Raw genomic sequence first — 25,863 nt, forward strand, 5'->3', positions numbered from 1 at the left:
GGTCGTCGTTTCAGCAGTATATTGTAACAGCGAAGCGGATATCTTCAAACTCTGCCCGCGTAGTTTTCCGTATTTTGAGCAAATTCGGTTTAATGCCTGAAATGCCGCTTGCTTGTGAAAATCATAGCAATACCAAGCTCATCTGCTTTCGCGATAACCTCATCATCTTTTTTCGAACCGCCCGGCTGGACAATACATTTTACGCCTGCCTGAGCCGCATTTTCCACATTATCGGGGAACGGGAAGAATGCATCCGAGCCGAGAGCTGCTCCTTGAGCAAGCGTTCCTGCGTTCTTGAATGCAATAAGCCCTGATTCTACCCTGTTCATTTGGCCTGCGCCGCAGCCTACCAGCCTGCGGCCGTTCACAAGCGTTATAGTATTGCTCTTTACATGCTTTGCGCAGATCCAGGCCATCTTGAGGTCTTCCATCTGGGCATCAGTGGGCTTGAGCTTTGTCGGATATGTTATCAGCTCAGGTTCCCAGCCGATAAGGTCTCTCTGCTGGAGCAAAAGCCCGCCTGTAATGCAGCGGACATCGTATTCTGATTCGTTTATGTTTTCCCTGCTCACCTCGCCTGTTTTGAGCAGTCTCACCCTTTTGCCCCATCCCTTGAGGGTGCGGATTGTTTCAAGGGCGTCTTGCTCGTAATAGGGGGCTATGATAACCTCAGCGAAGAAGCCGCTGGCCCCGTTTTCTTTACCGAACCGGGAGTATGATTCCATAATCACTTCTGCAAGCTCTCTATCTACAGGCCTGTTCAGAGCGATAATACCCCCGAAAGCGCTCACCACATCTCCAAGATAAGCCTTTCTGTAGGCCTCTTTGATGTCCTCATCAAATGAGCATCCGCAAGGGTTGAGATGTTTTACAACAACCGCAGCTGGGACATCGAATTCTTTTACCAGCTCGAATGCAGCGTTTGCATCAAGCAGGTTGTTAAAGCTTATGTCTTTTTCGCCTCCTTCAATAATCTCAGCATTCGCCACACAAACCTCTTTTGAATCACTTGCGCGGTAGAAAGCTGCCTGCTGATGCGGGTTTTCGCCGTAGCGAAGGTCTTTAACCTTCTCAACAGGGATTGATACCTTCTTCGGGAATCTCTCTTCGGCTCTTCCCGAGAGGTATTTGCTTATCGCAGCGTCGTAGCCGGCAGTGAGGGCGAAGGCCTCTCTTGCAAGCCTCTCACGCAGAGGGAAGGTGGTGCTGCCGCTGTTCTGCTTCATCTGTGAGATTATTTCGCCGTAATCGGATGGGTTTGTAACTACCGTAACGAATTTGTAATTCTTCGAAGCAGACCGAACCATACTTGGCCCGCCGATATCGATATTCTCGATAGCATCTTCAAGCGTGCAGTCTTCTTTTGCAACAGTGTTTTCAAATGGATACAAGTTTACGCATACCAGATCTATCGGGTCTATCCCGTGCTCGCTCATTGCGGCTGTATGTTCGTCGTTGTCCCGAAGGCCGAGAAGCCCGCCGTGAATTATGGGGTGGAGAGTTTTAACTCTCCCGTTCATCATCTCCGGAAAACCGGTAACAGAATCAATGCTCACCACATCCACTCCGGCCTGCTGAATCTTCTTTGCAGTTCCGCCGGTACTGATGATCCGTACTCCCATCTCGCTGAGCTCTTTTGCAAACTCAGCCACGCCTGTCTTATCTGATACGCTAATCAGAGCTGTTTTGATTTTAATATCCATTTATAAACTCGTAATTTGTAATCATTTGCGGCAAAGGCCGCTCTGTTCGTAAAACTTAAAAAGAGACGCACCCGTAAATGCGTCTCTGTAATTTGCTGTGCTTAAATTCAGTCAACCGTTCTTATTGCGTCAAGGCAGTATATCCGGCCGCCCTTGCTAACAAGGAAAATTCGGCTGTCTATAGTGTTCTCCAAGGCCGTGTCGAGATTTTCAACTTTCATCTTGCCAACACATTCCTGCTCACGGAGGCTCATTTTCTTCACGATTCCGCCCTCGCAAAGAACAAACACCCTGTCGCCCTTGCGGGAGAGGAATTTGGTGCCGTCTTTAACCATCCAGAGCAGTTTGCCGTTATCTGCCTTTACTGCGCAGAGTCCGTTTCTTGAGGTCTGCTGCAGGATTACATCATCGTAAACTACGGGCTTGCTTAACAGCGGCGAGCCGAGGTGCGCCTTCCACTGAAGCGAGCCTGTATAGGCGTTGAGTTTGTAGAGCATAGTGTCCATTGAAGCGGTGTAGATATAGTCGCCTCTGGCTGCCATATCAGCTTTTATCTCGTCTGTTGCATCGAAAGCCCAAATCCTTTTTGCCTCATCTGCGCTGCTGCAGTATATATTGCCCTGTTTGGTGGCAAACCACAGATACTCATCATTTACAAGTGCTGTAGTGATTTTTGAATCATTATCCGCTGTTACCTGAAAGCTCAGAACGCCGTCTTCAAGGCTGTAGCAGGAGATTCTCTTATCGAGCCCAATCACGTATGCGGCGTAGCTGTTGAAAACAACAGGGCTTCTGGTGGGGGATTCAAGCTCGCTAACTACCCCAATATCGGCAGATTCAACATCTATAGACCAAAGCACGTCTCCTATTGTGGTGTAAAGTATTCCTTCTCTTTCGCTTGGTTCTGTAAGAGGCAGCCCGGGGCGCGAAATCCTGCGTATGAAATGCTGCTTGCCGGTTTCGATGTTGTAGCAGAGGATTACGTTCTTGTTTGTAAGGGTGAGGAAATAGCCCGGATTGCGAAACACGAATTTAATCTCTTCGTTTTTCTTGATAGGCATATCCCGCTGCCACTCAAGCTCATAGCCGTTTTCCTCTAAAACAGGCACCGGCACCATATCAAGACCGCTTACATCAGCAGACTGCTTGTACATATTGCTGTTTTCCTGGCAGCCGGCCAGAAGAGCTGCCGCCGAGAGAAGAAGCACTATTCGACTGATCATATAAAAACCTCTTTGAAATAGGCTAAAATCAAAAATTCCTTGGGGTAAACGCTGAAATCCTAACCGCAACGCAGGTAAATTTCAACTAAAATTTAACAGTATCAGGCCAAATATTTCCCAAACTATGCCCATTTTTTCAGAGCATTGCCTTTTGTCCACTTAGTTCTCCGCCTGCGGCGGATGGCTCGTGGCAAAATCATCAGCGAAAAATTAGAGCTGATTAGCGGCTGAAAAATATATCCCTCCGTTTCCTCCGCTGCCTCCGTGGTCAATTTCTATTTTTTTTCCACCACTGAGGACTCGGAGGATCACGGAGGAGGATGAGATAAAGATATGGCCTGTGGCGAGTGGCAGAGCTGCAAGTCCGCCTGCGGCGGATGGCAGAGTAGCAGAGCTGCAAGTCCGCCTGCGGCGGATTGCGAGTGGCAAAATCATTAGTGAAAAATTAGTGCTGATTAGCGGTCAAAAAAAATATCTCCCCTCTGTGCCCCTTGTATGATTAACTTGTATGATTAACTTTATGTTATTTGATGCTATAATAAGCTTAAGTTCTATGGTTCGGGTTTCTTGGTGCGGCAGCTGCCGCACCAAGAAACAGCAGCGGTGAGTTCGATTTGTGCTTTGGGATATATAAGCCCGTACGGAGTGTGATCCGCCGCTGCTATCTTCGTTAAAATCCGAACAGTCGCATGGGACATTATATAATGAGCCCGAATTGCAAGAAAGGATAAATTATGAAAAACATTATTGGCATTGATGTTTCAAAAGATCGTTTTGATGTTTATTGTAAAACTACTAAAGAGTACACTTCTTACAGTAGTGATGCTTCAGACATTGATAAGTTGGCTGAATACTGCCAAAAACAAGAACCAGAACTTGTTGTTATGGAGGCAACTGGCGGCTATGAGTTTAAGATGGCTTCTGTGCTTATGGCCAAAGGCTTACCTGTTTCAATTGTGAATCCAGGCAGGGTTAAAGAGTTTGCAAAATCTTTAGGTATCTTAGCCAAAACAGATAAGATTTGTGCCAGAAAAATATCTCTATTTGCAGAAGCCGTTAAACCAAGGCAGCATTCTCAAATTGACGAGCAAAGACGTGAAATAAAAGAACTTACGGTTCGAAGAGAGCAGCTCGTTAAGATGCGTACAGCAGAGAAAAACAGATTAGATAAGGCGTTTGAGAAGACAACTTTGAACAGCATTAAATCAACAATTGATTTTCTTGAAAGGCAAATTAATGACCTCGACAAGACTATCTCAGAGCTGATTGAAAAGGTGCCAAGGTTAAAGAAGAAAGCTGAAATACTTACCAGCATACCGGGTGTAGGCGAGAAAACTGCATCAATGCTTGTTGCAGCTATGCCCGAGCTGGGAACGCTTAATCGCAGGCAGATCGCCATGCTTGTAGGGGTTGCTCCAATCAATAGAGACAGCGGTAAAATGAGGGGCAAAAGAGCTACGGGAGGCGGCAGAAAAGGTGTCAGGGATAAACTTTTTATGCCGGCTTTAACAATCGTAAGGTTCAATCCGGCATTGAAATGTTTCTATGAAAGACTTGTTGAAAAGGGAAAACCCAAGAAGGTTGCCCTTACCGCAACGATGAGAAAACTTGTGTGTATCATGAATACAATGCTGCAAAACGAAACCTTTTGGCAAAATAAATTGTTAAGAGGAGAGGCGGGGTTTGGGGCAGAGCCCCAAGAAAAATCTATTTAAATACTTGACTTTTAACACAGTCACTTGTGTGCCTCTGTGGTTAATATATATCTTTTCTCTCCGTACTGCTGTCCACTTATTTCGCCCCGCCTGCGGCGGGTCTTCATGCGTGGCTCGGTTTAAATATCTCGTTTTGTGAAATCGCTGCGAAATACTAACGACAATCAGAGCCGTGCGTGGAGTCCGCCGGAGGCGGAGATAACGGAGAGGATGTTAATATATTATATTTAAAAAAACTCTGTGTAATCTGTGGATTATATGTGTCCACAGTTGTGAAAGTGTTTTCATACTCTTCGAGTTTGGCTTTTGGCAGTGAGTAATCTTTCCCTCCCTTCAGCACAAAAGCATATCCGGAAGGCTCGTCCACATTACTCTTTTAATAGTTCTTTTCTTTTACGTGGGAATTTCTCCCACACTTTTGTGTACGTTTTTCCCACACCGATGGGAAGTTTTTCCCACAGTTAGACGTTGGGGGTGTGGGATTTTCTCCCACGCTGCTGTGAACTTTTCTCCCACACTCCCTTGGAAATTTTTCCCACAGTCAGACGCTGGGGGTGTGGAATTTTCTCCCACACTGCCTTGGAAGTTTTTCCCACAGTCAGACGTTGGAGGTGTGGGAGTTTCTCCCGCACTGCAGTGAACGTTTTTTGATGCTCTTCGAGTTTGGCTTTTGGAAGTGAGTAATCCTTCCCTCCCTTCAGCACAAAAGTGTATCCGGAAGGCTCGTCCACATTACTCTTTTCTTTTCTTATTCTTTTATGGTCTAATTTTCGGACAGGTTCCTGTCTGGTTTTCGGGCAGGTACCTGCCTGGTTTTCGGACTGGTCGGTTTTCCCTACCGGTCGGGTTTTCGGGCAGGTTTTGTAAAAGTTTGACTACCCGATACCGTGCTGCTGTGTCGGCATACAATTTAAAGAACATCTTCAATCCTCTGTCTGCTTGCCGCAGGCGGAGAGATTCGGCTTTAAAGAGCTTTGCCCAAAAACAATGTCGCACGCATTTTGAAAAAAGATGAGCAGTAATATGTTGTCATATTTGCCTCAGAATGGTATATTGATGTTTGGCGGGTTTTATGAATTGCTGCTAATTTTTAATTAGTTTGTCGAAATTAGTTTAACTCATATCCCGCTATTTTCAAAAACTACTTATATTTAATCTTCTGTGGTGATGGCTGCGATTTTTATCCAAAAAACTACGCAATCTAAATACACCCTTTCGGATAAAATATTCGAAAGATTTTGTGGTTTATCATAAGCTCAATTATAGGCGGTATATTTTGGCGAAGGCAAAGATAATATTTCCCAATCAGCTTTTCGAACAGACAGGTGAAGGCTGCGAATTGTATGTTCTGATTGAAGATTTCGAGTTCTTCGGCAAATTCAGCTTTCATAAAAAGAAGCTCATCTTTCACAGGGCTTCAATGAAGTTCTATGAGGATTATCTCAAATCCAGCGGGCTGAATACGCTCTATATCGATTCAGCAGATTCAGATTCGCTTGCGGCAATTCTTGCAGGCCGCGGGGTAAGCAAGGCGGAAACCTGCGAGATAAACAGCACATCGCTGGAAGAAAGGCTCAAGGCGACCCTGTCAGAGCATGGTATAGCCCTGTCATTTACGCCGAGTCCCGCATTCATCCAGACAAAGCAGCAGGTAGAAAACGATTTGGCCGGCGGGAAGAAATACTCCCTAACCAGCTACTACATCAAACGCAGGAAACAAACCGGCATACTCACAGATTCCCATGGCAAACCAGCAGGCGGGAAATGGAGCTGGGATCCGGAAAACAGGAAGAAGCTTCCCAAAGGCTGCAAACTCCCAAAAATAAGCTTTCCCGTAGAGAACAGCTTTGTAAGAGAAGCGAAGGGATACGTAAGCGAAAATTTCCCTGATAATCCGGGCGAAACGGGGCATTTCTTCTACCCCATTACCTTTGAGGACAGCAGAAACTGGCTTGATGACTTTATCGAAAACAGGCTGAGCCTTTTCGGGCCATATGAAGACGCCATATCCAGAAATGAGCTCATAATATACCACTCTCTCCTCTCGCCGCTGATAAACGCCGGCTTAATCACCCCGGAGGAAATTCTAAGCCGGCTCCCCGAATACAAACCTCAGCCGGAGACCTTGCCGATAAGCAGTCTTGAAGGGTTTATCCGGCAGGTAATCGGCTGGCGTGAATTTATGAGGGGGATATACCTCATTGAAGGCAGCAAACAGAAAAATTCCAACTTCTGGGGGCTTGAGAGAAAAATCCCGCCAAGCTTTTATACCGCCCAAACGGGCATCCCGCCCTTGGACGATTCAATAAGAAAGGTGCATCAAAACGCATACGCCCACCACATCGAAAGGCTGATGATCCTCGGGAACTTTATGCTCCTTTGCGGTATCGCACCGCTTGAGGTTTACCGCTGGTTTATGGAGATGTTTATTGATGCTTATGAGTGGGTGATGGTGCCTAATGTATTCGGAATGAGCCAGTATTCAGACGGCGGACTCATAACCACAAAGCCGTATATCAGCTCCTCGAACTATATCAGAAAAATGAGCCATTACCCTCGCGGGCAGTGGTGCCAGATTTGGGACGGGCTGTACTGGAGATTCGTCAGCAGCCATCGTGAGGTGTTCGAAAACAATCCAAGGATGAAGATAATGGCAAAGCTTCTGGATTCACAAAGCGTTGAAAAATTTAAAACGCATATGAAAAACTCAGAAGACTTCCTCGGCTCAATTTTTTAATCTCCTGTGTTTGCAGGCAAATTCGGGCAGGCATATTTTATCTTGCCGCAATCAGGATAAATTTAGAAATTCATTTATAGCAAACGCAAGTATTGTTCTGCAAATTTTTATGTACTTTCGGCCCGTTAAAAATATAATTCGTGGCCTGAATGCTAAAGACAAATTACCGTTTCACCCGAAAAGTGAGCCAACAGGAGCATAAAATGGCAATTACAGCTTATCAAAAATGTATAAATCCGGACTGCGGTGCAGAATTCGACCGCACCGAAGCGATATTCAAGTGCCCCAAGTGCGGCGACCTGCTGGATATTCAGTACGACTGGTCCAGGGCGGAGCTGCCGGCGAAGATGGAAGATTTCAGCAAGCGGTGGGCTAATCGCAATCAGCGTTTGGATTTTTCCGGCGTATGGCGTTTCCGCGAGCTTTTGAACTTCTGCGAAGACGAGCATAAAGTGAGCATAGGCGAGGGGCAGACCATCCTCCAGCAGAACGATTTTATCGCCAAAGAGCTGGGTATGGACAAAGGGAACGTGCATCTGCAGTATGAGGGGCTCAATCCCTCCGGCTCTTTCAAGGATAACGGTATGACAGCGGCGTTCAGCCATGCGAGCCTCGTGGGGGCGAAGAGCTGCGCCTGCGCATCAACCGGCAATACCAGCGCAGCGGTTTCGCTGTATGCCCACAGCTGCGGGATGAAATGCACAGTTTTCATCGGGCAGGGGCGTATCGCCTTCGGCAAGCTCAGCCAGGCGATGGACTACGGCGCTCAGACAATCCAGATTGCAGGCGATTTCGACGACTGCATGAAGCAGGTGCAGGATGTCTGCACGAAGCTCAATATATACCTGCTCAACTCGCTCAACCCATTCCGCCTCGAAGGGCAGAAGACGATTATGTACCGCATTATCGAATCGCTCAACTGGCAGGTGCCTGACTGGATCATTGTGCCGGGCGGGAATCTCGGAAATTCCAGCTCTTTCGGGAAGGCATTCAAAGAGCTCAAAGACCTCGGCCTAATCGATAAAATCCCGCGGCTTGCAATCATCAATGCAAGCGGCGCTGATACGCTTTCGTATCTGGTAAATGAAAGAGGCCTCAAGTGGAACAGTGGATGGGTGGAGACAAAGGAAATCAATTCGCTCTACACTGATTTTACAGCGAAGAAATTTTCGCCGCATACTATCGCATCGGCTATCGAAATTTCAAGGCCGGTAAACCTCAAGAAGTGCCTTAGGTCAATCGAGATTTGCGACGGGCTCGTTATAGACCTGCCCGACGAGGAGATCAAAGACGCCAAAGCGATGATAGGCAAATACGGCCTCGGCTGCGAGCCGGCCTCAGCTGCTTCGGTTGCAGGGCTGAGAAGGCTCGTGCAGGACGGGACAATCAACCCGGGCGAGAAGGTGGCGTGCGTGCTCACTGGACATGCCCTCAAAGACCCCGATATAACCGTAAATTACCATACAAAGCGGGAAGGCGTGCTGAGCAATCCGCCTGTGGAAGTGCCGAATGATCTTGATAAAATTATCGATATAATCAAGGCTTAAGCAGTTTGGGCTTTATAGGGTGCAGTTGCTCCTTTGTTTATAAAAAACTTTGTGGTAGGAAAATTACTCACTAAACCACGAAGTTCTCGGAGGAATAAACTATATTACATTTAAAAACATCTGTGTAATCCGTGTTATCTGTGGATTATATATATTTCCTCTGCGTCCTTTTGTCCACTTATTCTCCACCTTCGGCGGACAGGCTCTCCGCCTGCGGCGGGTCTTCATGCGTGGCTCGGTTTAGATATCTCGTTTTGTGAAATCGCTGCGTAATACTAATGACAATCAGAGCCGTGCGTGGAGTCCGCCTGCGGCGGATTGCGAGTGGCAAAATCATTAGTGAAAAATTAGTGCAGATTAGCGGCTGAAAAATTTTCTCTCCGCCTTTTCCTATATTAAATATTTATCCTGTAAATCCTGTCAAAATTACATCTTCTCTCCGCTTCCTCCGATAACTCTCCGCCGCAGGCGGACTGGCTCTGTCAAAAAAAAATATCTCCAACATCAGAGCAGGATTATGTATTGCGTTTAAGCGTCCTTCCGGCAGAGAGCTTTCCCTCATTTATGTGCCTGTCCCCCTCCAAAGTAAATTTGATTTATACCGAGCCTGTCCGCCGGAGGCGGTCTAATCTCTGATGTAAAAGAGAGTTAAATATCGGAGGAAGCGGAGATAACGGAGAGGATTAAAAAATTAAAACTTCGCCTCCTCCAAATCATTAGTGAAAAATTAGCGGGAATTAGTGGTTCGACATACCCCTTAGTGAATCTTATCGATCCTCAGTGGCTGAGATATTTCAGAGCTGCTCAGCGGCTGAGCGTAAGGCCTCATTTACAAAAATCTTGTAATCAATACTACTGCAATTATAATGCTCATTTTTGCGAGCCCCTTGGCGGGTTGTATTGTTGAAGCCGCCCAATCGAATGAGAATTAAAGGTTTAATATGGCAAAACTTAACAAACTTGAAGATATTGTATCACTCTGCAAAAGACGCGGATTTATTTTCCAGTCCAGCGAAATCTACGGCGGTCTGGCAAGCTGCTACGACTACGGCCCGCTCGGCAGCGAGCTCAAGCGTAATGTCCGCAATGCGTGGTGGAAGAGCACTGTTCAGATGCGTGATGATGTTGTAGGCTTAGACAGCAGCATACTTATGCACCCGATGGTATGGAAGTCCTCCGGCCATGCAGACAAATTCGCTGATCTGATAACAGAATGCAGGAAATGCCATACAAGAACTCGAATAGACCACCTTCTCAACAAAGAGGGCAAAAAGGCCGAGGATATCGGGCAGGATCCCAGAATCACCTCAGATAAGGTATGTCCAAACTGCGGTGCGGCAGGCGAGTTTACCGAGCCGATGGCCTTCAAGCTTATGTTTGAAACTCAGATGGGTGCAAATTCCGATGATACGATGGCCGTTTATCTGCGTCCTGAAACCGCTCAGGGGATCTTTGCGAATTTCCGCAACGTTTTAGACAGCACGCGTGTGAAAGTCCCGTTCGGAATTGCCCAGATTGGCAAGAGCTTCAGGAACGAGGTTACAACGAAGGCCTTCATCTTCCGTACCCGCGAATTTGAACAGGCCGAGCTGGAATTCTTCTGCGAGCCGGGAACAGACGAGCAGTGGTACGAATTCTGGAAAGAGAAACGTTTCAACTGGTATGTTGAATACGGCATAAACAAAGACAATCTCCGCATGCGCGACCACGATGCAGACGAGCTCGCTCATTATGCAAAGGCTTGCGTTGATGTTGAATACCGATTCCCGTTCGGCAGCGGCGAGTGGCAGGAGCTCGAAGGCGTTGCAAACCGCACCGACTACGACCTCCGCAGACATCAGCAGGGGATGAGGAGTATGAACAACTTCATCGAGGCCGGCAGAGACCTTGCCAAAGTGGAGCTCAAAGACGAGCAGCCCGACTACCACAAAGGCCCGCTTTCTTTCTTCGATGAGCAGAAAAAGCAAAGATACATCCCGTATGTAATCGAGCCCAGCGCCGGAGTGGATAGAAGCACCCTCGCTTTTCTCGTGGATGCATACGACGAAGAAGAGGTGAAGGGCGAAACACGCAACCTCCTTCGTTTCCATCCAGACATAGCTCCGATAAAGGCAGCGGTATTTCCGCTGGTGAAGAAGGAGGGGATGCCCGAGATTGCCCACAATATCGTTGACAGTCTCCGTGCAAACTGGAACGTATTCTACGACGAAAAGGGCGCAATCGGCAGGCGATACCGCCGGCAGGACGAGGCAGGTACGCCTTTCTGCATTACAGTTGACGGGCAGGTGAAAGAAGACGGCACTGTAACCGTTCGCCACAGAGATACAATGGCGCAGGAAAGGGTGCATCAGGATAAGCTTCCGGCATACCTCTTTGAGAAAATGAATAGCTGGGGAAAAGAATAGCCGGCTCCGTTTCAAATTATTTTTTAGTATTCAAGGAATTAATACAATGAGTGAATCTGTTGATCAGCTTACCCAGCAGAGAAAGGCCAAGCTCGCAAAGCTTCGTGAGCTCGGTGTAGATCCCTACGGCAGCAGAGTTGAGGGTGTTGAGCCTTCAGCGGGCATAAGAGACAGATACATTGAAGACAGCGAAGACCAGAAGGCAAAGGCCGCAGGCAGGATTGTGCTTCTGCGAGATATTGGGAAACTTATTTTTATAACTCTCCGCGATTCTTCCGGCACTATTCAAATCGGCCTGAGCAAAAAGCGCGTGCAGGAGGATCAGTGGCCTGTTGCAAAATCTCTGGATCTTGGCGATATCCTCTTTGCAGACGGTCAGCTTGGAAGAACAAAAACAGGCGAGCTTACGATCTGGGCGGAAGAAATAAAAATCCTCTCTAAGGCCATCATCCAGCCGCCTGAAAAATTCCACGGCCTTCAGGATAGAGACCTCCGCTACCGCCAGCGGTATGTTGACCTCTGGGCGAATCCCGAGGTGATGCAGAAATTCAAGAAACGCAGCGATATAATCGCCTCAATCCGCAGTATGCTGATTGAGAAGGGGTTTTATGAAGTGGAAACGCCGATGATGCAGTCTATTGCAGGCGGGGCGGCAGCGAAGCCGTTTATAACCCACCACAACACCCTTGATATAGATATGTATCTCAGGATTGCCCCCGAGCTGTACCTGAAGCGTCTTCTGGTTGGCGGATTTGAGAAGGTCTTCGAGATTAACAGAAGCTATCGAAACGAAGGCCTCAGCACCCGCCACAACCCTGAATTTACAATGATGGAGCTCTATCAGGCATACAGCGATTATCTTGGTATGATGGATATTACAGAAGAGCTTGTTTCCAATATTATCGAAAAACACTGCGAAGGCTCAAAGCTCACATACGGCGATATGGAAATTGATTTCAGCACTCCGTGGAGAAGGGCGAGATACGCCGATCTTCTCAAGGAATATTCCGGCTGCGATATTGATGATGTTGAGGCTGTTCGCAAAAAGGCTGGCGAGCTTGGGATAAATGAGGCAGGGATGGATGATGCTGTTGTGATAAATGAGGTTTTTGAACAGACCGTAGAGCAGCATTTGGTTAATCCAACGTTTGTTATGGATTATCCTGCAGCTATCTGCCCGCTTACCAAAACAAAGCCCGAAAGCCCCGAGACAGCAGAGAGGTTTGAGCTTTTCTGCGCTAAAATGGAGGTGGGCAATGCTTATACAGAGCTCAACGATCCGGAAGTGCAGAGAAAAAACTTTATGAGCCAGCTCAGGGGCGAAGAGGATTCAATGGCCAAGATGGACGAAGATTTCCTCACAGCGCTTGAGTATGGTATGCCCCCGGCCGGCGGGCTGGGAATTGGTATAGACAGGCTGATTATGCTCCTTACCGATTCGCCCAGCATAAGGGATGTAATACTCTTTCCCGCACTCAAACCGCAGGCGGAAAACTCGTAAAATTATAATTTGAGGCGGGATAAGTGAGATTTTTTTCTTGAAAGCATTGCTTACTTCTCTAAAATAACTCGTCTTCATAAAAATCAGAAACTGTGAACTCTTTATTGCAGGAGAACAGATATGTCAAGAAAGTGTCAGCTAACAGGAAGAAAGACCTCTGTCGGACGCAGTATTGTCCGTCATGGTAAGCCAAAACGTCTCGGCGGTGTAGGTTTGAACATACGCGGAGTGAACAAAAGAAAATTCAAGCCGAATACCCAGAAAATGCGGGTTATGGTGGACGGTCAGGTCAAAAAGATAACTGTCTCTGCCAAAGCCGTGAAAAGCGGTCTGGTAGTCAAGCCGCCTAAGAGAAAGTATAATAAGGCAGCACAGGGCTGATTATCGGCTTAATCGAAGTTCAGAGCGGGGCTTTTTGAGTGAGTCTCGCTTTTTTACTTTTGATTATCCCACAAAAGCATTTAAAAGTTTATAAAACTTTTCTAATACTAACAAAATGCTTGACCTTTTACAATTTCAAAACTAAAATCTGACTGGTTCTAATTCGTCGGGTATGCCGGCGGTTATAGTTGCTAATAAAAACAATCGATATCAGGAGCAAGGCTTTGAGTACTTTAACAAAAACTTTAGCAGTACTTTTGTCAGTTTCAGCGATATTTCTTTGCGGGGCTGTGTTCATTTACGTTTCTAAGACAAACGACGTGAAGGCTGATTACGATCAGCTCAAGAGCGATTATAAAGTCCTTCAGGACAGCAAGAATGTGGCTGTTTCAAGTCTTAACGAGCAGAAAATGCAGATGCAGCAGCAGATTGACAAGCTTAAAGACAAGGTCAGCGAGCTCAATCAGCAGAAGGAGCAGGCGATGCTCGATCTGAAAAACGCTCAGAATAAGGCTGTTAAATGGCAGGACAGAGTGAACAGTCTATCAGGAATTGTAAAAGATTTTGAGCAGACTATCAGCGAAATGCACGCATCCCTCGAATCAACAAGAAATATGCTGCAAAAAGAGCAGGAGAAAACCCTCAAGCTCTCAAATATGCTCAACGAGAAAACTACCGCTCTGGATGAGCACATCGTGATGGTGCAGTCTCTCAAAGCTGAAAAGAGAAGGCTCAAGGAGCAAATGGCCTCTATGGAGAAAATGTTTGAGCAAAAGGAAAAAGCCCCCCAGCAGGCGCAGGCGGTTACTGTAGTGGAAGATAAGGCCAAGGCTCTGGAGCCTCGTTCTTATGCACCTGTTACAGGCCTCGTTTCAGAAGTGGGCGAGAGGCTCATTTCTGTGAGCGTCGGCAGTTCAGACGGGGTTAAGAAGGGTATGAAGCTTCATATTACAAGAGGCGAGAGCTTTGTTTGTGATATTGAAATTACAGATGTGGATGTCGAAAAGTCTGCCGGCGTAATTAAGCTTAAGAAATCTGCGCCGAAAGTGGGCGATACCGTTTCAACAGAACTGTAAGGAAAGGCTGGAAGCAGTTAAATGGCTAAAAAAGTTAAAAAAACGGCTCAAAGTGATATTTATACAGGATTTCTCGGAATAGCTTTCCTTTTTGTACTTACAACAGCAGTAATTGTGCTTATGGAATGTATTAACACATTCGGTGCCGAGAACCTGCTGAAGTTTAATTGATATAAGCTCGTTATTTAAGGCACGGGAAGGATACCCGTGCCTTTTTAATTATGCTAAGCATATCTTTTTCCTTCTGAAAGGGTCAATCTGTGATACTTGATACAATTCTTGGCTGGTTCAGTACAGATATGGGTATAGACTTAGGGACATGCAACACCCTGGTAACTGTACGAGGTGAGGGTATTAAGCTGAATGAACCTTCTGTTGTCGCAGTGCGCAAAGGCACAAACGTAGTTTTGAACAACGGCGAAGCAGTTGGGCTTGTGGCTAAGGATATGCTTGGAAAAACCCCCGGCTCCATTTCTGCAATACGTCCGCTCAAGGACGGTGTTATAAGTGATTTCGAAATCACCGAAGCTATGCTCGGCTACTTCATCCGCAAGGTTCACGGCAGGGGCGGTCTGCTCAGGCCGCAGGTTGTTATATCTGTTCCCAGCGGGATCACTGCCGTTGAGAGAAGAGCTGTGCGAGACAGCGCCGAACGGGCAGGTGCGAGGAAAGTGTTCCTGATCGACGAACCAATGGCAGCGGGCATCGGGGCAGGTCTTCCGATTACCGAGCCGACCGCTTCAATGATTGTGGATATAGGCGGTGGAACTACAGAAGTTGCGATTATGTCTCTTGCCGATATAAGCACATGCACAAGCCTTAGAGTTGGCGGGGACGATTTCGACGAAGCGATAATCAACCACCTCAAAAGAACATACAATCTCCTTATAGGTGAGTCGCGCGCTGAGCAGGTGAAGATTGAGCTCGGCTCTGCCGGTCCGCTTGAAGAAGAGATGACCATGGAAATAGCGGGAAGGGATACAATATCCGGCCTTCCCAGGAAGATTGTGATAACAAGCGAGGAGATAAGAGAGGCTCTAAAGGAGCCGGTATCTTCTATTATTGAATGTGTTACCCAAACTCTTGAAAAGGCCGAACCCGAACTCGCAGCAGACCTGATTGATAATGGAGTTCACATTTGCGGAGGCGGAGCTATACTCAGAGGTATGGATAAAGTGCTTGCTAACGCTACAGGGCTGAATGTGAATCTCGTTGAAGACCCGCTTACATGCGTAGCCAGAGGCACGTGCGTATTCCTTGAAAACCTCGAGAGCCTCAGGGAAAGCATCGATCAGGACAGCTATAACTGGGATTAACCCGTTTTCTGGCAAATCGCCGGAGGTCTTTATATAAAAGCAGAGTTATATGGCAAAACGCAAACAAAACTCGAGCAACAGCGCTATTTTCTGCAGCTTGCTCCTTGCCGGGGTTGCCCTGCTTATTTTGCCGCATAAGATTACTCGAAATCTAAATTCATTTTTCATTGAGCTGTTCAGGCCAGTTATTGGAATCGATATAAAGCTGCCCGGCAAGCCCTCAGGCGGCTCGCTTCACTCATCAGGCGATTATGTTTCAAAAAGCGAATACGACCACCTCTGGGCGGCATACCAGAACCTCTATGCAGACCTTCTCGAAGCCCAGAAGAGACTCGAGGAGGCAACTAAATTCCGCAGCTCAATGCCCAAAACAGGTGATATGTTCGTTATGGCTGATATAATCAAACGCGAGCAGGGGCAGAAAATACTCATCAACAGAGGCTCAATTGATGGAGTTGAGAAGGGGCAGTATGCATTCGCAGAGGGGGCGATAATTGGCAAAGTTACTGATATATCCAGCTCTTGGGCAAGGGTTACCCTCATTACAAACAACACGCTTCAGGTCCCTGTGCACATTGTCCGCCCGGGCAGAGAGGAGTACATCAGGGCGAATATGGTGGGCAACGGGCTGGATGCCTGCAAAATCCCATATATCTCAGCTGAGCTGGATGTAAAGCCCGGAGACTATGTCTATGCAAGCCCCGAGAAGAAGTATCTGGAAACTCCGAGGATAGCAGGCGTTGTTAAAACTGTGGTGGAAGATATGGAAGACCCGCTCATTTGGGATATTACAGTTGAGCCCTCAGCTGATTTTGAGAAATTGAAGAAGGTGGCGGTGATAGTGGTTGCCCCGGCTCAGGAGGTTTCGCAGAAATGAAGTGGCTCTTTTTCTCAATCACTGCCGGAATTGCTGTTTTGCTCAATTCAAGCGCTGCTATAGGCTATATCGAAATCAGCAGGTTCGATATACGTCCCGATCTTATGGTGCCTTTGCTGGGCTTTTTCTGCTATTCGCTCTCAAGGCGGGATGCCATCACAGCCGCCTTCGCTCTGGGCTTTCTTGCTGATGTTTCAAGCATTACGATGGGGCCTCATACGCTCGCTTTTCTTGTGGCAGGGACATTCTTCTCCAATGCCCGCGAGTTTTTGAGTATGGACAGGGTTCGAAACCGCGCTGCTGCTATTTTCTTCCTCGCTATAGTTATTGATATTCTCGTGATTCCGCTAACAGGGCTGAAAACAGAAGTGCAGATAATAAAACCGCATCTGACACTGCCGGCCGAGGCTGTATATACCGCTGTAATCGGTGCAGTAATATGGCAGATAAATATATACGCCGCAGGACTTTTCGGCGTCAAAAGAAAACGATGATTTTTTCCCGCTGAACTGCCGTTTTTTGCGAAAATATGATTGACTTAATTCATCTCTTTATTACCATACCGGTTCTATTATTGGTGACGGGGCCGTAGCTCAATTGGTTAGAGCATCGGACTGTCGATCCGAAGGCTGAGGGTTCGAGTCCCTTCGGCCTCGCTTATCACCGCTAATAGAAAAGAAATGGGGCCGTAGCTCAATTGGTTAGAGCATCGGACTGTCGATCCGAAGGCTGAGGGTTCGAGTCCCTTCGGCCTCGTTTCATAACGCTCTGCGGGAAGAGATTCCTTCAGGGCGTTTTTTGTTCTGCCTCCACAGCGTATAGTACGTCATATTGGCACTGCCTTCACAGAAGAAGAGGTTGCCCGTCTCAAAGATCTTGCCGAATTCGAGAAGGCCAAGTTTGAAAAGTGCAGTAACCCCAAATCCCTTATAAGCAGCTGCGGCTACAAGAAATTTATGCGAGTTAACACCGAAGTCAGGAAAAAAGAAAAAGGGATGGGATGAAAATACAGAAGTAAAGATCTCTGATGTGAATTACCGCTAAAGCAATTTTCAATCTTCCTCTGTATTTTTCAAATCAGTTCGATTTTAAGCCTTCTTCCAAGCGTTTTTGCCGCCTTGTCCAGCGTCTGCAGAGTAACGGATTTGCAAGCCGGGTCGAGCAGGCGGTCTAACGAGCTGCGTGAAGTGTTCATTTGCCTTGCCATTGCGGTTTTGGAAATTCGCTGCTTTGCCATATCTTCGCAAATTTTCATCGCCAGCACTCTTTTAGCCGCAGAGAGCGTTGATTCTTCGTAGATATTTTCTTCCTGAAGAAAATCATCGAAAGAAGAACCAAGGGGATTTTTGTTTTCTTTTTCTTCCATATTTATCTTCCTTTCCAGATCGCAATCTGGATTTCTCTTTTTCTTTTTTTGGCTGTGTCCAAATCACTCGCAGGCGTTTTCTGCTGCTTTTTTATAAAGCCATGAAGCAGCCACATTGTATCATCCTTAATATAAAAAATAACGCGCCCGATCCTATTTTGGAAGTTAGACCGTACCTCCCAAAGACCCTCTCCGAGGCTCCGGCAAACAGGTAATCCAATAGGCCATCCAAATTCTACTGTTTTAATATCAGTTCCCATTTTCAATTTTTCTTCTGGCAAAAGGCTTTTAAGCCAATCACGAACAGGTTCATTGCCTGAAGGTGAGCGATAAAAACGTACTTTTATATTTTTGCCCGAGTCCATCTAAAGCATTGTACTATATTTGGTACACCTCGGCAAGAAAATTGTTTGGTTTTGGTGAATTGTGTGCGACAATATTTTTTGGCAAAGCTTTTTAAAGCCGAATCTATCCGCGTGTTCCGTCCGCTTCCGGCGGACTCCACGTGCGGCTCTGTTTAAATGTTCGCCTCGTAAAATCGCCGCGGAATACTAATGACAATCAGAGCCACGCAAGAAGTCCGCCTTCGGCGGACGGAATAAGTGGATACAGACCAATTGAGAATATGCAGAAGGGAAAATAAGGCATAAGTTTTTTTTCGCAGAATTTCCACGCTGCCCAGCCGGGCGAAAACGCAGGTTCGCCCCTGCTCGCCAACAAAACCCGCAAATAAAAATCCTTTGCGAGTTTTCCGCCGCAGGCGGACAGGCTCAGTAAATAAATAGCAGTAAATTCTGCAAAGCATTGCAGCATGATGATTTGCATTTTGCCCAAAAAAATTGTCACACACGTGAAATATTTCTAAATCATCGGCAGGGAGCAGCTTCTTTGCCGCTGGGGAGGATTTTTGCCAGAACGAGCTGGCCTCTTCTGAAATTGCCTTCAGTGAGTTTAATATCGAGGTATCTTTCGCATTTGCCGCTCTGGGTGTTTTCGTTTTCAATAATTACTGCTGCCTCTTGGCCTGCAAGAGAATTACGGTATTTCTCAGCGAGCCTGTCTCCCAGCTCTGCCAGCTCTGCGGCTCTTTGCTTGATCACGCCGGCGGGCAGATGCCCATTCAAATTCTCAGCTCCTGTGCCCTTTCGGGATGAATAGCTGAAAACGTGGATTTTTGAGAACCCGCAATATCTGCACATCTCAATAGATTTTTTGAAATCTGCCTCGGTTTCTCCCGGGAAGCCGGCAATTATATCTGTGGTTACTGCTGGTTTATGCAGACTCTCATTGATTAAGTCGATTTTCTGCCGAAAGGTTTCGCTGTCATACTGTCTATTCATCAGCTTCAGTATTCGGCTGCTGCCGGACTGAAGCGAGATATGGAAATGCGGAGCGAGATTGGTTCGGCTCTTATAAATCTCCATCAGTTCTTCGCTTATATCCCCCGGCTCTACAGAGCTTAGCCTGAGCCTTTCCAGACCGGGCGTTTTTGCGACAGAATCCACGAGCTTTAGAAATTCACGGTTCACGCTCTGTCTCCAGCGGCTTCTCTTTACGGTTTCTTTGCCGTATGCCCCGAGAAACACGCCCGTAAGCACAATCTCCCTGTGCCCTGAATCCACAAGCTCCTGAGCCTCATTCAAAACATTTTCCAAGGGCTTTGATGAGATATCAGTTCTGATTTTTGGGATTATGCAATAGCTGCAGAATCCGTCGCATCCGTCCTGCACCTTCAGAAATGCCCTTGTTTGCCGGCCGTAGTTTTTCAGTCCGCTCTCAAAAATCCTTTCTTCGGTTTTCAGTTTTCCGCAAACCTGCTCTAATATTTTTTCAAGCTGCTGATTCTCTCTCTGAAGTACCAGACTCTCAATATCCTGAGGTTTCTCTTCTGTTTCTGAGTCTATAAGGCATCCGTTGGCAATAATAACGCACTCCGGATTGGCTTTGTGTATTCGTTTTATCGCCTGCCTGCTCTTGGATGAGGCGTTTCGGGTGATGCAGCACGTTCTTACCACCGCTATGTCGGCATTCTCGGGTTTGAACGTCTGACTGAGCCCTATGGACTGCAAAAATTGCCTAATTTGCTGACTTTCGTACTGGTTTACTTTACATCCCAGCGTAGTTATATAAAATGTTACCATACTCCAGAAGATATAAAAATTGTAACCAAAAACAAGCCCTGCTTTTTCAGGGCGGCTAAGGAGACTGTGATATATGGCATCTGGCAGCGAATACGTATGGGCTTTAGATGTGGGCAGTCGAGCCTTGAGAGCACTGCATCTCAGGTTAGACGGCGAAACCGTTGAAGTTCTTGAATCAGAACTCATCGAACACAGGCATCTGCTCAGCGCTCCTGAAGTGGGCGAAGAGCAAAAGGAGCAGTACGCAGCAGAAACTATAAAGAAATTCGCCTCCAAGCACGATCTGCGTGGCGAAGAGGTGGCAATATCAGTGCCTGGGCAGACAAGCTTTGCAAGGTTCGTAAAGCTTCCGCCTGTAGATAAAAAGCAGCTTACAAAGCTTGTGCGGCACGAGGCTGCTCAGCAGATTCCCTTCGACATCCATGAGGTTGAGTGGGATTATGAGCTTATGAGCGAGGAGGATTCTCCGGATACCTCCATTGGAATTTTTGCAATCAAGAATGAGCTTGTTGAGTCTATTCTTTCTCATTACACTGAGGCCGGAATTCGTGTTAATTATGTTCAGATGGCTCCTATGGCTATCTACAACTATGCCGCCTATGAATTCCCCGATGTGCTCAAGAATCCCGGCAAGGCAATAGTTCTGCTTGATATCGGAACAGACAATACAAACCTCGTAGTATGTTCCGGAAATTCGGTATGGCAAAGGTGCATACCAATGGGCGGCAACGATTTTACAGAAGCCGTATCAGACGCTTTCAAGATTGATTTCGAGAAGGCAGAAAAGCTCAAAAGGAATTCACAGTCGAGCAAGTATGCAAAACAGATATTCCAGGCGATGCGGCGAACCTACACAGAGCTCTCAGAAGAGATACAAAGGTCTCTGGGATATTATTCTGATGCCCATAAAGTGGATTTTGTGCGTGTTATAGGCCTCGGCGGGGGCTTTAAGCTTCAGGGGCTTGCAAAGTATCTCCAGCAGAGCCTCGGGATTAAGATGTTTATGCCTACCGAATTCAAGAAGGTAAGGCTCAGCTCAGGGGTTTCAGCAGCAAGCTTCCATCAGAATATATTAGATAACAGCGTGGCTTACGGCATCGGTCTTCAGGCCTTGGGCAAGGCCCCGATAAATGCAAATCTTCTGCCAACCAACGTAGCCAGAACTATGGCCTGGAAGCAGAAATCTGTTTATATGTACGCAGCGGCTTTCATATTCCTCATAGCCTGTATAGCAGCATTCGGAAAGAGCATGGCAGACAAAATTGCCTACAGCGCAAATCAGGACACAAGAAGAGAGGTTAGAGCTGTAATAGACAGGGCTCAGGATGCCATTAGCAAACTCGAACAGCAGAAGCAGAAGGACGAAAAGCTTGAAGAGAAGATCAGCAAGTATATGGATTACTTCGACAACAGGGATATTATACCCTCTGTTGTGCAGGGGATAGGCTTTTGTATGCCGAATGCCGAGAACAACCCCGAACAGTCCGAACTCTATGAGGCCTTCCAGAACGGTAATATTGAAAAAGTTAAACAGACTCCCCGCTCTGAAAGAAAGCAGATCTTCGTATCAAGTCTCGTTATTGATTATACAGACAGCATTAAAACCACCGCCTTTTCTGAAACAAGAAAGCAGACCGATAGAGGCGGGACAGACAGAACTGCAAGCCCGTTCGGCGGAGGCGGAGGCTTCGATCCGTTTGGCGGAGGCGGAGGCGGTTTTGATCCGTTCGGCGGAGGCGGAGGAACCATGGGCGGTATGCAGACCGGCGCAGAGGGCGAGCAAAGAACCGACGAAGAGGAAACAGAAGAAGACGGCCCCGGATTTGTGGTTGTGGTTGAAGGGTATTCGCCTTACAGCGAGATAGGCAAGATTATGGACCCTGTCGGCGTGGGCGATAACAAGGATAAATGGGGATTTGTTACACGTCTTGAGAATTTCAAGGAAGTTTTCGAAAGGTACGACATAGAGCTGTACCAGAAAGAATCCTCGAATCACTTTGAATATGAAACAGGCCCGGTTTCCCCCGAAAGCAGTGAGATGCCTGTAGGAATCGGGATTGAAAAAACTGTTGAAAGATTAGACCCTGAAGAAAGCAAGGCAAAGGCCGGCCAAGAGATACTTGAAGAAGAAACAGTTCTCATTGACCCGGTTACAGGGGAAGAGATGAGCAAGGTGGTAAAGACAGACCAGAGCGGTGTTATCCAATTCGATGACTACGGCGAGAAAGAGTATGTTATAAGAGACCACTGGTTCAAACTCAAGTTCAAGTTCCTTTGGAAGGATGCCCCCGAAGCCGACTCTGAAACAGAGGTTTCTGAATAATAGATGCTTAGCTGGAGAATTTAATGAATTTCCTAAAAAGATACTTAACCATAATCATCCCGTCTGCTATCGCTTTGGCAGGCCTTGTTGTCCTCGTGCTTACATGGCTTTCGAATTCAGCTTTGAAAGAAAAAATGCAGGACAGCGTTTCAATGGGTTCGCAGGTTCGCCGACTGTCCTCTCAAACGCCTTCTGCTGAGCAGTACAAGGTGGAGGCTTCTTATCAGAAGATGCATGAAGAAGATGCGGCAACAATTGAAAATATGTTCCTTCAGACCACTATGAAAGAGCTCATAAGCTATCAGATATTTCCCAAGCCGGACGATACTTCAAGGCAGCTTTTCACTGACTACTCCAAGCAGTACAGAGCAGCGGTTGAGAAGATGGTGGAAGATGCAGGCGGCGTTGATGCGCCCAGCGAGCAGGAGATAAAAAATGTTAAGGCTGCCCGCGAGAGAAGATCCAGAACCGAAGAGGGCGAGGATCCGATTGTTGAAGCCCTTTGCAGGAACAAGGCTGCTTCAAATCCGGTTTATATGAATCCCCGAAATTTCCCGTGGTACGATTTTTGGCATAAGTACGAGTTTGTATCTGAGAATATTGCCGTTCAGGACTGCTGGAATTCGCAGGTTGCTTTATGGGTGTATAAGGACGTAGTGAAGTCTGTTAAAACGGCAAATGCTGATGCCCAGAGCGTGTTTGCCTCTCCTGTTAAAAGGCTGCTTGCCGTGAGATTCCAGAAAAGAGCGGACAATGTTGATTACGTTTCAAGGGGGACAGGAAAATCCAAGATTATAGACGAGCCCTACTACGTTACTGAAAATAACAAGCCAATTCTTGTTGCCAGCTCCGTTACAAACAGGGTGGGCGATAACGAAACTCTGGATGTAATACATTTCAGCGTTTCTGTGGTAATAGAAAAGAGCAAGATACCTGAATTTGTAGAAGAGCTCTGCTCGGAAAAGATGCACAAGTTTTACGGCTGGGACGGGAATCAGCAAGAAAAAACCTATCAGGGCAATCAGATTACAATACTCGACTGGAGCTCTATGCCGATCATTCGAGATGACAGGGCACACGAATATTACAGGTACGGTGATAAATCTGTAGTACAGTGGACAGCTTCATGCGAGTATATATTTGCCCGAAAAGCATACGAAGAAATTATCCCTGAAAGCATTAAAACAAAAATGCAGGGCGAAGAAGATTAAAAGAAATAACCCTCTTAGAATTAACGGGAAGAGATAATGAGTAGATCTAAAGAAAGTCCTATAGAACGTATTGTGCATTGGATAGTGCTGGGTGTTTCAGCGCTGTTTTCTCTGGCGGTGCTGCTCTATTTTGTAATTATGGGGCCTAACACCTTAAAGTATGGTTCTCAGGAGGTTTCACCTGCAAACGTTGACAGAGAAATACTTCAGGATACCCAGACTATTGAGAATAAACTTGAATCCTCGCCGCAGCCGAAGACGCAGTATTCAGCAAAGCTGGATGATTTCAAATCTATGATGGACAGCAGCCTCGGCGGACTCGACCTCCAGCCGATTGGAGTGCCTGCAACAGATCTTGATGCGATTCAGGGAGACAGGGAGTATGCACTGCCTGATATACCTCGCCTTGCAAATCTCGAAGCTCAAAAGGTGCGTACAGTCGGTTTTATGCCTCTCAGCAAGCTTGAGCCGGCCAATGATTATTCTCAGGCTGAAGTAGAGCCGAGGGATATTGATGTTGTAACTCTGCAGGCAGAGTTTGATATTTCAGAGCTTTTGGCGAGCTTCAAAAGAACTTTCGCAGGCCGCGGAATCAAAGCCGAATGGCGAGACCAGACCCTTGCAAGCCCTGTTTTTGCCGGAATCGAAATGCAGAGGCAGGTTCTCACTGCCACAGGCTGGAGCGACTGGCAGACAGTTGAAAGGCCTAAGGTGGACAAGTATTCAGAGCTTATTCAGCAGGCCTATGATGTGCAGAAGGCTAATCAGCTCAATGTTCTTATGCCCCAGTTCAAAACCTCGGATGTTTGGAGAAATGCCCTGCAGCCGCAGATGTATGATATTGCAGTAGTTGATGAGAAATGGTATCCCCCGTCGCTTTATGATGAGTATGAAAAGCTGATGGAAATGCAGAGGCGTGAAGAGCTCAGAGAACTCAGAGAATCACGCAGGCAGGAAAGCGAAGAGAGAGATACCAGAAGAAGAAGGCCGCAGAGAGACACTCAAGACATCGGCGGGGGCGGCTTTGATCCATTTGGCGGAGGCGGCGGCGGAGGTGCCGGCTTCAATCCCGGTATGAACCAGCCGGATACAAACCGCGACAGAAGGACGCGCAGAAGAGATGAAAGACAGGAAGAAGAAACTCCCCAGAGACCGCAGGTGGATTTGGAAGAAGAATATCAGAAGCTTTTGATTGAAGAGGGGCAAGAGCTTGAAGAACTTTCCGGCGTTATAAATGTATGGTCGCACGATGATACAGTTTCGCCCGGGCAAACCTATCGCTACAGAATGAGATGCGGCGTGTTTAATCCTGTTGCAGGAAAAGACTGGCTGAAAGAGGATTACAGCGAATATAATGATGATGTGGTTCTATGGAGCGAATTCACAGAGCCCACTAAATCCTTCGAAATACTGAAAACGCAGTATATATTCCCTTCAGACGGGAAAACCAACGGTGTTCTCTGCAAAGTTGCAAAGCTCGAGCTTGGCCAGTGGCATCTGCACGATTTCTTTGTTAAGCCCGGCGAGAGCGTTGGAGGATTGGCAGAAGAAAAGCAGGACGACAGACGCCGCCGTCCAGACCAGAGACAAGATGAGGAGGAAGAAGAAACAGAGCCTGAAGAATTTGATTACTCCACAGGAGCTGTTTACGTTGACACCGTGGATACCAGCACTTGGTCGCTGCTTGGAAACTTCGTAGAAAAGCAGTACGAGAGTATGGTATATATTCAGGATCAGGAGGTTAATGTTGTTCCGATTAGAAACCGCAACTGGAGCTCCTCTATGACAAAGGCCTATAAGACAATAACCGCAGAAGCTGAGCGAGAGGTTACAGTGAAAGAATCACGCTCAGGCGGGTTTAATCGTGGCGGTCAGCAGGGCGGGCAAGGCCAGGGCGGCTTCGACCCGTTCGGCGGCGGAGGGTTCGACCCGTTCGGCGGCGGAGGCGGAAGATAGCGTCAAAACTTTATGTATGACAATGTAAGAGGGCCTGTTCAAAGTGAGCAGGCCTTTTTTTATAGGTTAGTAAGATTATTTTCAGGTTTCTCCTGAATTTGTATGCTTCAGAACTTTTAGATTCGAGCCCTCGATTTGACGGATTAGATTTTTAGCTGCAAGCTCCTTAAAGGGCGATTCAGAGCTTTCGCTGTTCAGCAATGAACGAAAAATTCAAGTACAGAAGCGCAAGCGTACAGCTCCTCCGCCAGTCCCGATATTGGGGCACTGCCACAGCTTTAGACACACTAATTGGGACGGTCTCCGGTCTCGATTGTTCAAAAGACAGGGGAGAGGCACAGCCGCAGTATCATTCATATTTTCTAACATAGCGCACAAAAAAAGC

General features: G+C 47.0%; 20 protein-coding genes and 2 tRNA genes. 16 read left to right on the top strand and 6 right to left on the bottom strand.

Going from position 1 to position 25,863, the window contains the following annotated elements:
- Positions 1–89: 89 nt before the first annotated feature.
- Both purH and STSP1_RS10130 read right to left on the bottom strand, forming a co-directional pair.
- The gene (gene purH / locus STSP1_RS10125; protein ID WP_085756222.1) at positions 90–1,703 is read right to left on the bottom strand and encodes a bifunctional phosphoribosylaminoimidazolecarboxamide formyltransferase/IMP cyclohydrolase; all 1,614 of its coding nucleotides are present in this window, start codon (positions 1,701–1,703) and stop codon (positions 90–92) included.
- Between the two features lie 107 nt (positions 1,704–1,810).
- Positions 1,811–2,926, bottom strand: coding sequence for an outer membrane protein assembly factor BamB family protein (locus tag STSP1_RS10130; protein WP_085756223.1), 1,116 nt, complete (start codon positions 2,924–2,926; stop codon positions 1,811–1,813).
- A gap of 734 nt (positions 2,927–3,660) precedes the next feature.
- Between STSP1_RS10130 and STSP1_RS10135 the strand changes: the two genes are divergently transcribed.
- From STSP1_RS10135 to STSP1_RS10195, 13 genes are all read left to right on the top strand, one after another.
- Positions 3,661–4,641 (top strand): IS110 family RNA-guided transposase, encoded by a 981-nt coding sequence (locus STSP1_RS10135; protein ID WP_085755960.1) that lies wholly within the window; start codon positions 3,661–3,663, stop codon positions 4,639–4,641.
- 1,276 nt (positions 4,642–5,917) lie between these two features.
- Entirely contained in the window at positions 5,918–7,378 is a 1,461-nt protein-coding gene (locus STSP1_RS10145) for a cryptochrome/photolyase family protein (protein ID WP_085756225.1), read from the top strand.
- A 203-nt stretch (positions 7,379–7,581) separates the two neighbouring features.
- Positions 7,582–8,925, top strand: a complete 1,344-nt coding sequence (gene thrC, locus STSP1_RS10150; protein WP_085756226.1) for a threonine synthase — start codon at positions 7,582–7,584, stop codon at positions 8,923–8,925.
- A 941-nt stretch (positions 8,926–9,866) separates the two neighbouring features.
- Positions 9,867–11,330, top strand: coding sequence for a glycine--tRNA ligase (locus STSP1_RS10155; RefSeq protein ID WP_085756227.1), 1,464 nt, complete (start codon positions 9,867–9,869; stop codon positions 11,328–11,330).
- A gap of 46 nt (positions 11,331–11,376) precedes the next feature.
- Positions 11,377–12,831, top strand: a complete 1,455-nt coding sequence (lysS, locus tag STSP1_RS10160; RefSeq protein WP_085756228.1) for a lysine--tRNA ligase — start codon at positions 11,377–11,379, stop codon at positions 12,829–12,831.
- A 120-nt stretch (positions 12,832–12,951) separates the two neighbouring features.
- On the top strand, positions 12,952–13,212 hold the full coding sequence (gene rpmB, locus STSP1_RS10165; protein ID WP_085756229.1) for a 50S ribosomal protein L28: 261 nt from the start codon (positions 12,952–12,954) through the stop codon (positions 13,210–13,212).
- A gap of 224 nt (positions 13,213–13,436) precedes the next feature.
- On the top strand, positions 13,437–14,288 hold the full coding sequence (locus STSP1_RS10170; protein ID WP_123807036.1) for a hypothetical protein: 852 nt from the start codon (positions 13,437–13,439) through the stop codon (positions 14,286–14,288).
- A gap of 21 nt (positions 14,289–14,309) precedes the next feature.
- The gene (locus tag STSP1_RS12540; RefSeq protein ID WP_161491711.1) at positions 14,310–14,459 is read left to right on the top strand and encodes a hypothetical protein; all 150 of its coding nucleotides are present in this window, start codon (positions 14,310–14,312) and stop codon (positions 14,457–14,459) included.
- Positions 14,460–14,551: 92 nt separating this feature from the next.
- Positions 14,552–15,604, top strand: coding sequence for a rod shape-determining protein (mreB, locus tag STSP1_RS10175; protein ID WP_204845145.1), 1,053 nt, complete (start codon positions 14,552–14,554; stop codon positions 15,602–15,604).
- A gap of 49 nt (positions 15,605–15,653) precedes the next feature.
- Positions 15,654–16,481, top strand: a complete 828-nt coding sequence (gene mreC, locus STSP1_RS10180; protein WP_085756231.1) for a rod shape-determining protein MreC — start codon at positions 15,654–15,656, stop codon at positions 16,479–16,481.
- On the top strand, positions 16,478–16,975 hold the full coding sequence (gene mreD / locus STSP1_RS10185; protein ID WP_085756232.1) for a rod shape-determining protein MreD: 498 nt from the start codon (positions 16,478–16,480) through the stop codon (positions 16,973–16,975). The genes mreC and mreD overlap by 4 nt, the downstream gene beginning before the upstream one ends.
- An 88-nt stretch (positions 16,976–17,063) precedes the next feature.
- Positions 17,064–17,137, top strand: a tRNA-Asp gene (locus STSP1_RS10190).
- Positions 17,138–17,163: 26 nt separating this feature from the next.
- A tRNA-Asp gene (locus STSP1_RS10195) sits at positions 17,164–17,237 on the top strand.
- Between the two features lie 316 nt (positions 17,238–17,553).
- On the opposite strand, the gene STSP1_RS10200 is transcribed toward STSP1_RS10195, so the two are convergent.
- The 4 genes from STSP1_RS10200 to mtaB all read right to left on the bottom strand — a co-directional run bounded on the left by STSP1_RS10200 (position 17,554) and on the right by mtaB (position 20,174).
- Positions 17,554–17,847, bottom strand: a complete 294-nt coding sequence (locus STSP1_RS10200) for a helix-turn-helix domain-containing protein (RefSeq protein ID WP_085756233.1) — start codon at positions 17,845–17,847, stop codon at positions 17,554–17,556.
- 2 nt (positions 17,848–17,849) lie between these two features.
- Positions 17,850–18,212 (bottom strand): type II toxin-antitoxin system RelE/ParE family toxin, encoded by a 363-nt coding sequence (locus STSP1_RS10205; RefSeq protein ID WP_085756234.1) that lies wholly within the window; start codon positions 18,210–18,212, stop codon positions 17,850–17,852.
- 196 nt (positions 18,213–18,408) lie between these two features.
- The gene (locus tag STSP1_RS10210) at positions 18,409–18,681 is read right to left on the bottom strand and encodes a hypothetical protein (RefSeq protein ID WP_123807037.1); all 273 of its coding nucleotides are present in this window, start codon (positions 18,679–18,681) and stop codon (positions 18,409–18,411) included.
- 32 nt (positions 18,682–18,713) lie between these two features.
- The gene (gene mtaB, locus STSP1_RS10215; RefSeq protein ID WP_085756711.1) at positions 18,714–20,174 is read right to left on the bottom strand and encodes a tRNA (N(6)-L-threonylcarbamoyladenosine(37)-C(2))-methylthiotransferase MtaB; all 1,461 of its coding nucleotides are present in this window, start codon (positions 20,172–20,174) and stop codon (positions 18,714–18,716) included.
- Between mtaB and pilM the strand changes: the two genes are divergently transcribed.
- The 3 genes from pilM to STSP1_RS10230 are packed head-to-tail and all read left to right on the top strand — an operon-like array spanning position 20,062 to position 25,478.
- Complete coding sequence (gene pilM / locus STSP1_RS12645) at positions 20,062–22,311, top strand: type IV pilus assembly protein PilM (RefSeq protein ID WP_085756236.1); 2,250 nt, start codon at positions 20,062–20,064, stop codon at positions 22,309–22,311. The two genes, mtaB and pilM, sit on opposite strands and share 113 nt — an antisense overlap.
- Positions 22,312–22,334: 23 nt before the next feature.
- On the top strand, positions 22,335–23,522 hold the full coding sequence (locus STSP1_RS10225; protein ID WP_085756237.1) for a hypothetical protein: 1,188 nt from the start codon (positions 22,335–22,337) through the stop codon (positions 23,520–23,522).
- Positions 23,523–23,558: 36 nt separating this feature from the next.
- Positions 23,559–25,478 (top strand): hypothetical protein, encoded by a 1,920-nt coding sequence (locus STSP1_RS10230; protein WP_085756238.1) that lies wholly within the window; start codon positions 23,559–23,561, stop codon positions 25,476–25,478.
- Positions 25,479–25,863: the final 385 nt, after the last annotated feature.

Origin of the sequence: Sedimentisphaera salicampi, from assembly GCF_002117005.1 — a bacterium.
Classification (GTDB): domain Bacteria; phylum Planctomycetota; class Phycisphaerae; order Sedimentisphaerales; family Sedimentisphaeraceae; genus Sedimentisphaera; species Sedimentisphaera salicampi.

Bases quoted from the DNA above. Each gene is read 5' to 3' on its own strand.
- pilM (WP_085756236.1), top strand. From the start codon at position 20,062: ATGGCATCTGGCAGCGAATACGTATGGGCTTTAGATGTGGGCAGTCGA.
- purH (WP_085756222.1), bottom strand. From the start codon at position 1,703: ATGGATATTAAAATCAAAACAGCTCTGATTAGCGTATCAGATAAGACA.
- STSP1_RS10155 (WP_085756227.1), top strand. From the start codon at position 9,867: ATGGCAAAACTTAACAAACTTGAAGATATTGTATCACTCTGCAAAAGA.
- thrC (WP_085756226.1), top strand. From the start codon at position 7,582: ATGGCAATTACAGCTTATCAAAAATGTATAAATCCGGACTGCGGTGCA.
- STSP1_RS10130 (WP_085756223.1), bottom strand. From the start codon at position 2,926: ATGATCAGTCGAATAGTGCTTCTTCTCTCGGCGGCAGCTCTTCTGGCC.
- mreC (WP_085756231.1), top strand. From the start codon at position 15,654: ATGGCAAAACGCAAACAAAACTCGAGCAACAGCGCTATTTTCTGCAGC.
- STSP1_RS10230 (WP_085756238.1), top strand. From the start codon at position 23,559: ATGAGTAGATCTAAAGAAAGTCCTATAGAACGTATTGTGCATTGGATA.
- STSP1_RS10205 (WP_085756234.1), bottom strand. From the start codon at position 18,212: ATGGACTCGGGCAAAAATATAAAAGTACGTTTTTATCGCTCACCTTCA.
- STSP1_RS10200 (WP_085756233.1), bottom strand. From the start codon at position 17,847: ATGGAAGAAAAAGAAAACAAAAATCCCCTTGGTTCTTCTTTCGATGAT.
- rpmB (WP_085756229.1), top strand. From the start codon at position 12,952: ATGTCAAGAAAGTGTCAGCTAACAGGAAGAAAGACCTCTGTCGGACGC.
- mreD (WP_085756232.1), top strand. From the start codon at position 16,478: ATGAAGTGGCTCTTTTTCTCAATCACTGCCGGAATTGCTGTTTTGCTC.
- mtaB (WP_085756711.1), bottom strand. From the start codon at position 20,174: ATGAGTTCTGATTCAAGAACTTCAACGGTTTCGCCGTCTAACCTGAGA.
- lysS (WP_085756228.1), top strand. From the start codon at position 11,377: ATGAGTGAATCTGTTGATCAGCTTACCCAGCAGAGAAAGGCCAAGCTC.
- STSP1_RS10225 (WP_085756237.1), top strand. From the start codon at position 22,335: ATGAATTTCCTAAAAAGATACTTAACCATAATCATCCCGTCTGCTATC.
- STSP1_RS12540 (WP_161491711.1), top strand. From the start codon at position 14,310: ATGGCTAAAAAAGTTAAAAAAACGGCTCAAAGTGATATTTATACAGGA.
- STSP1_RS10135 (WP_085755960.1), top strand. From the start codon at position 3,661: ATGAAAAACATTATTGGCATTGATGTTTCAAAAGATCGTTTTGATGTT.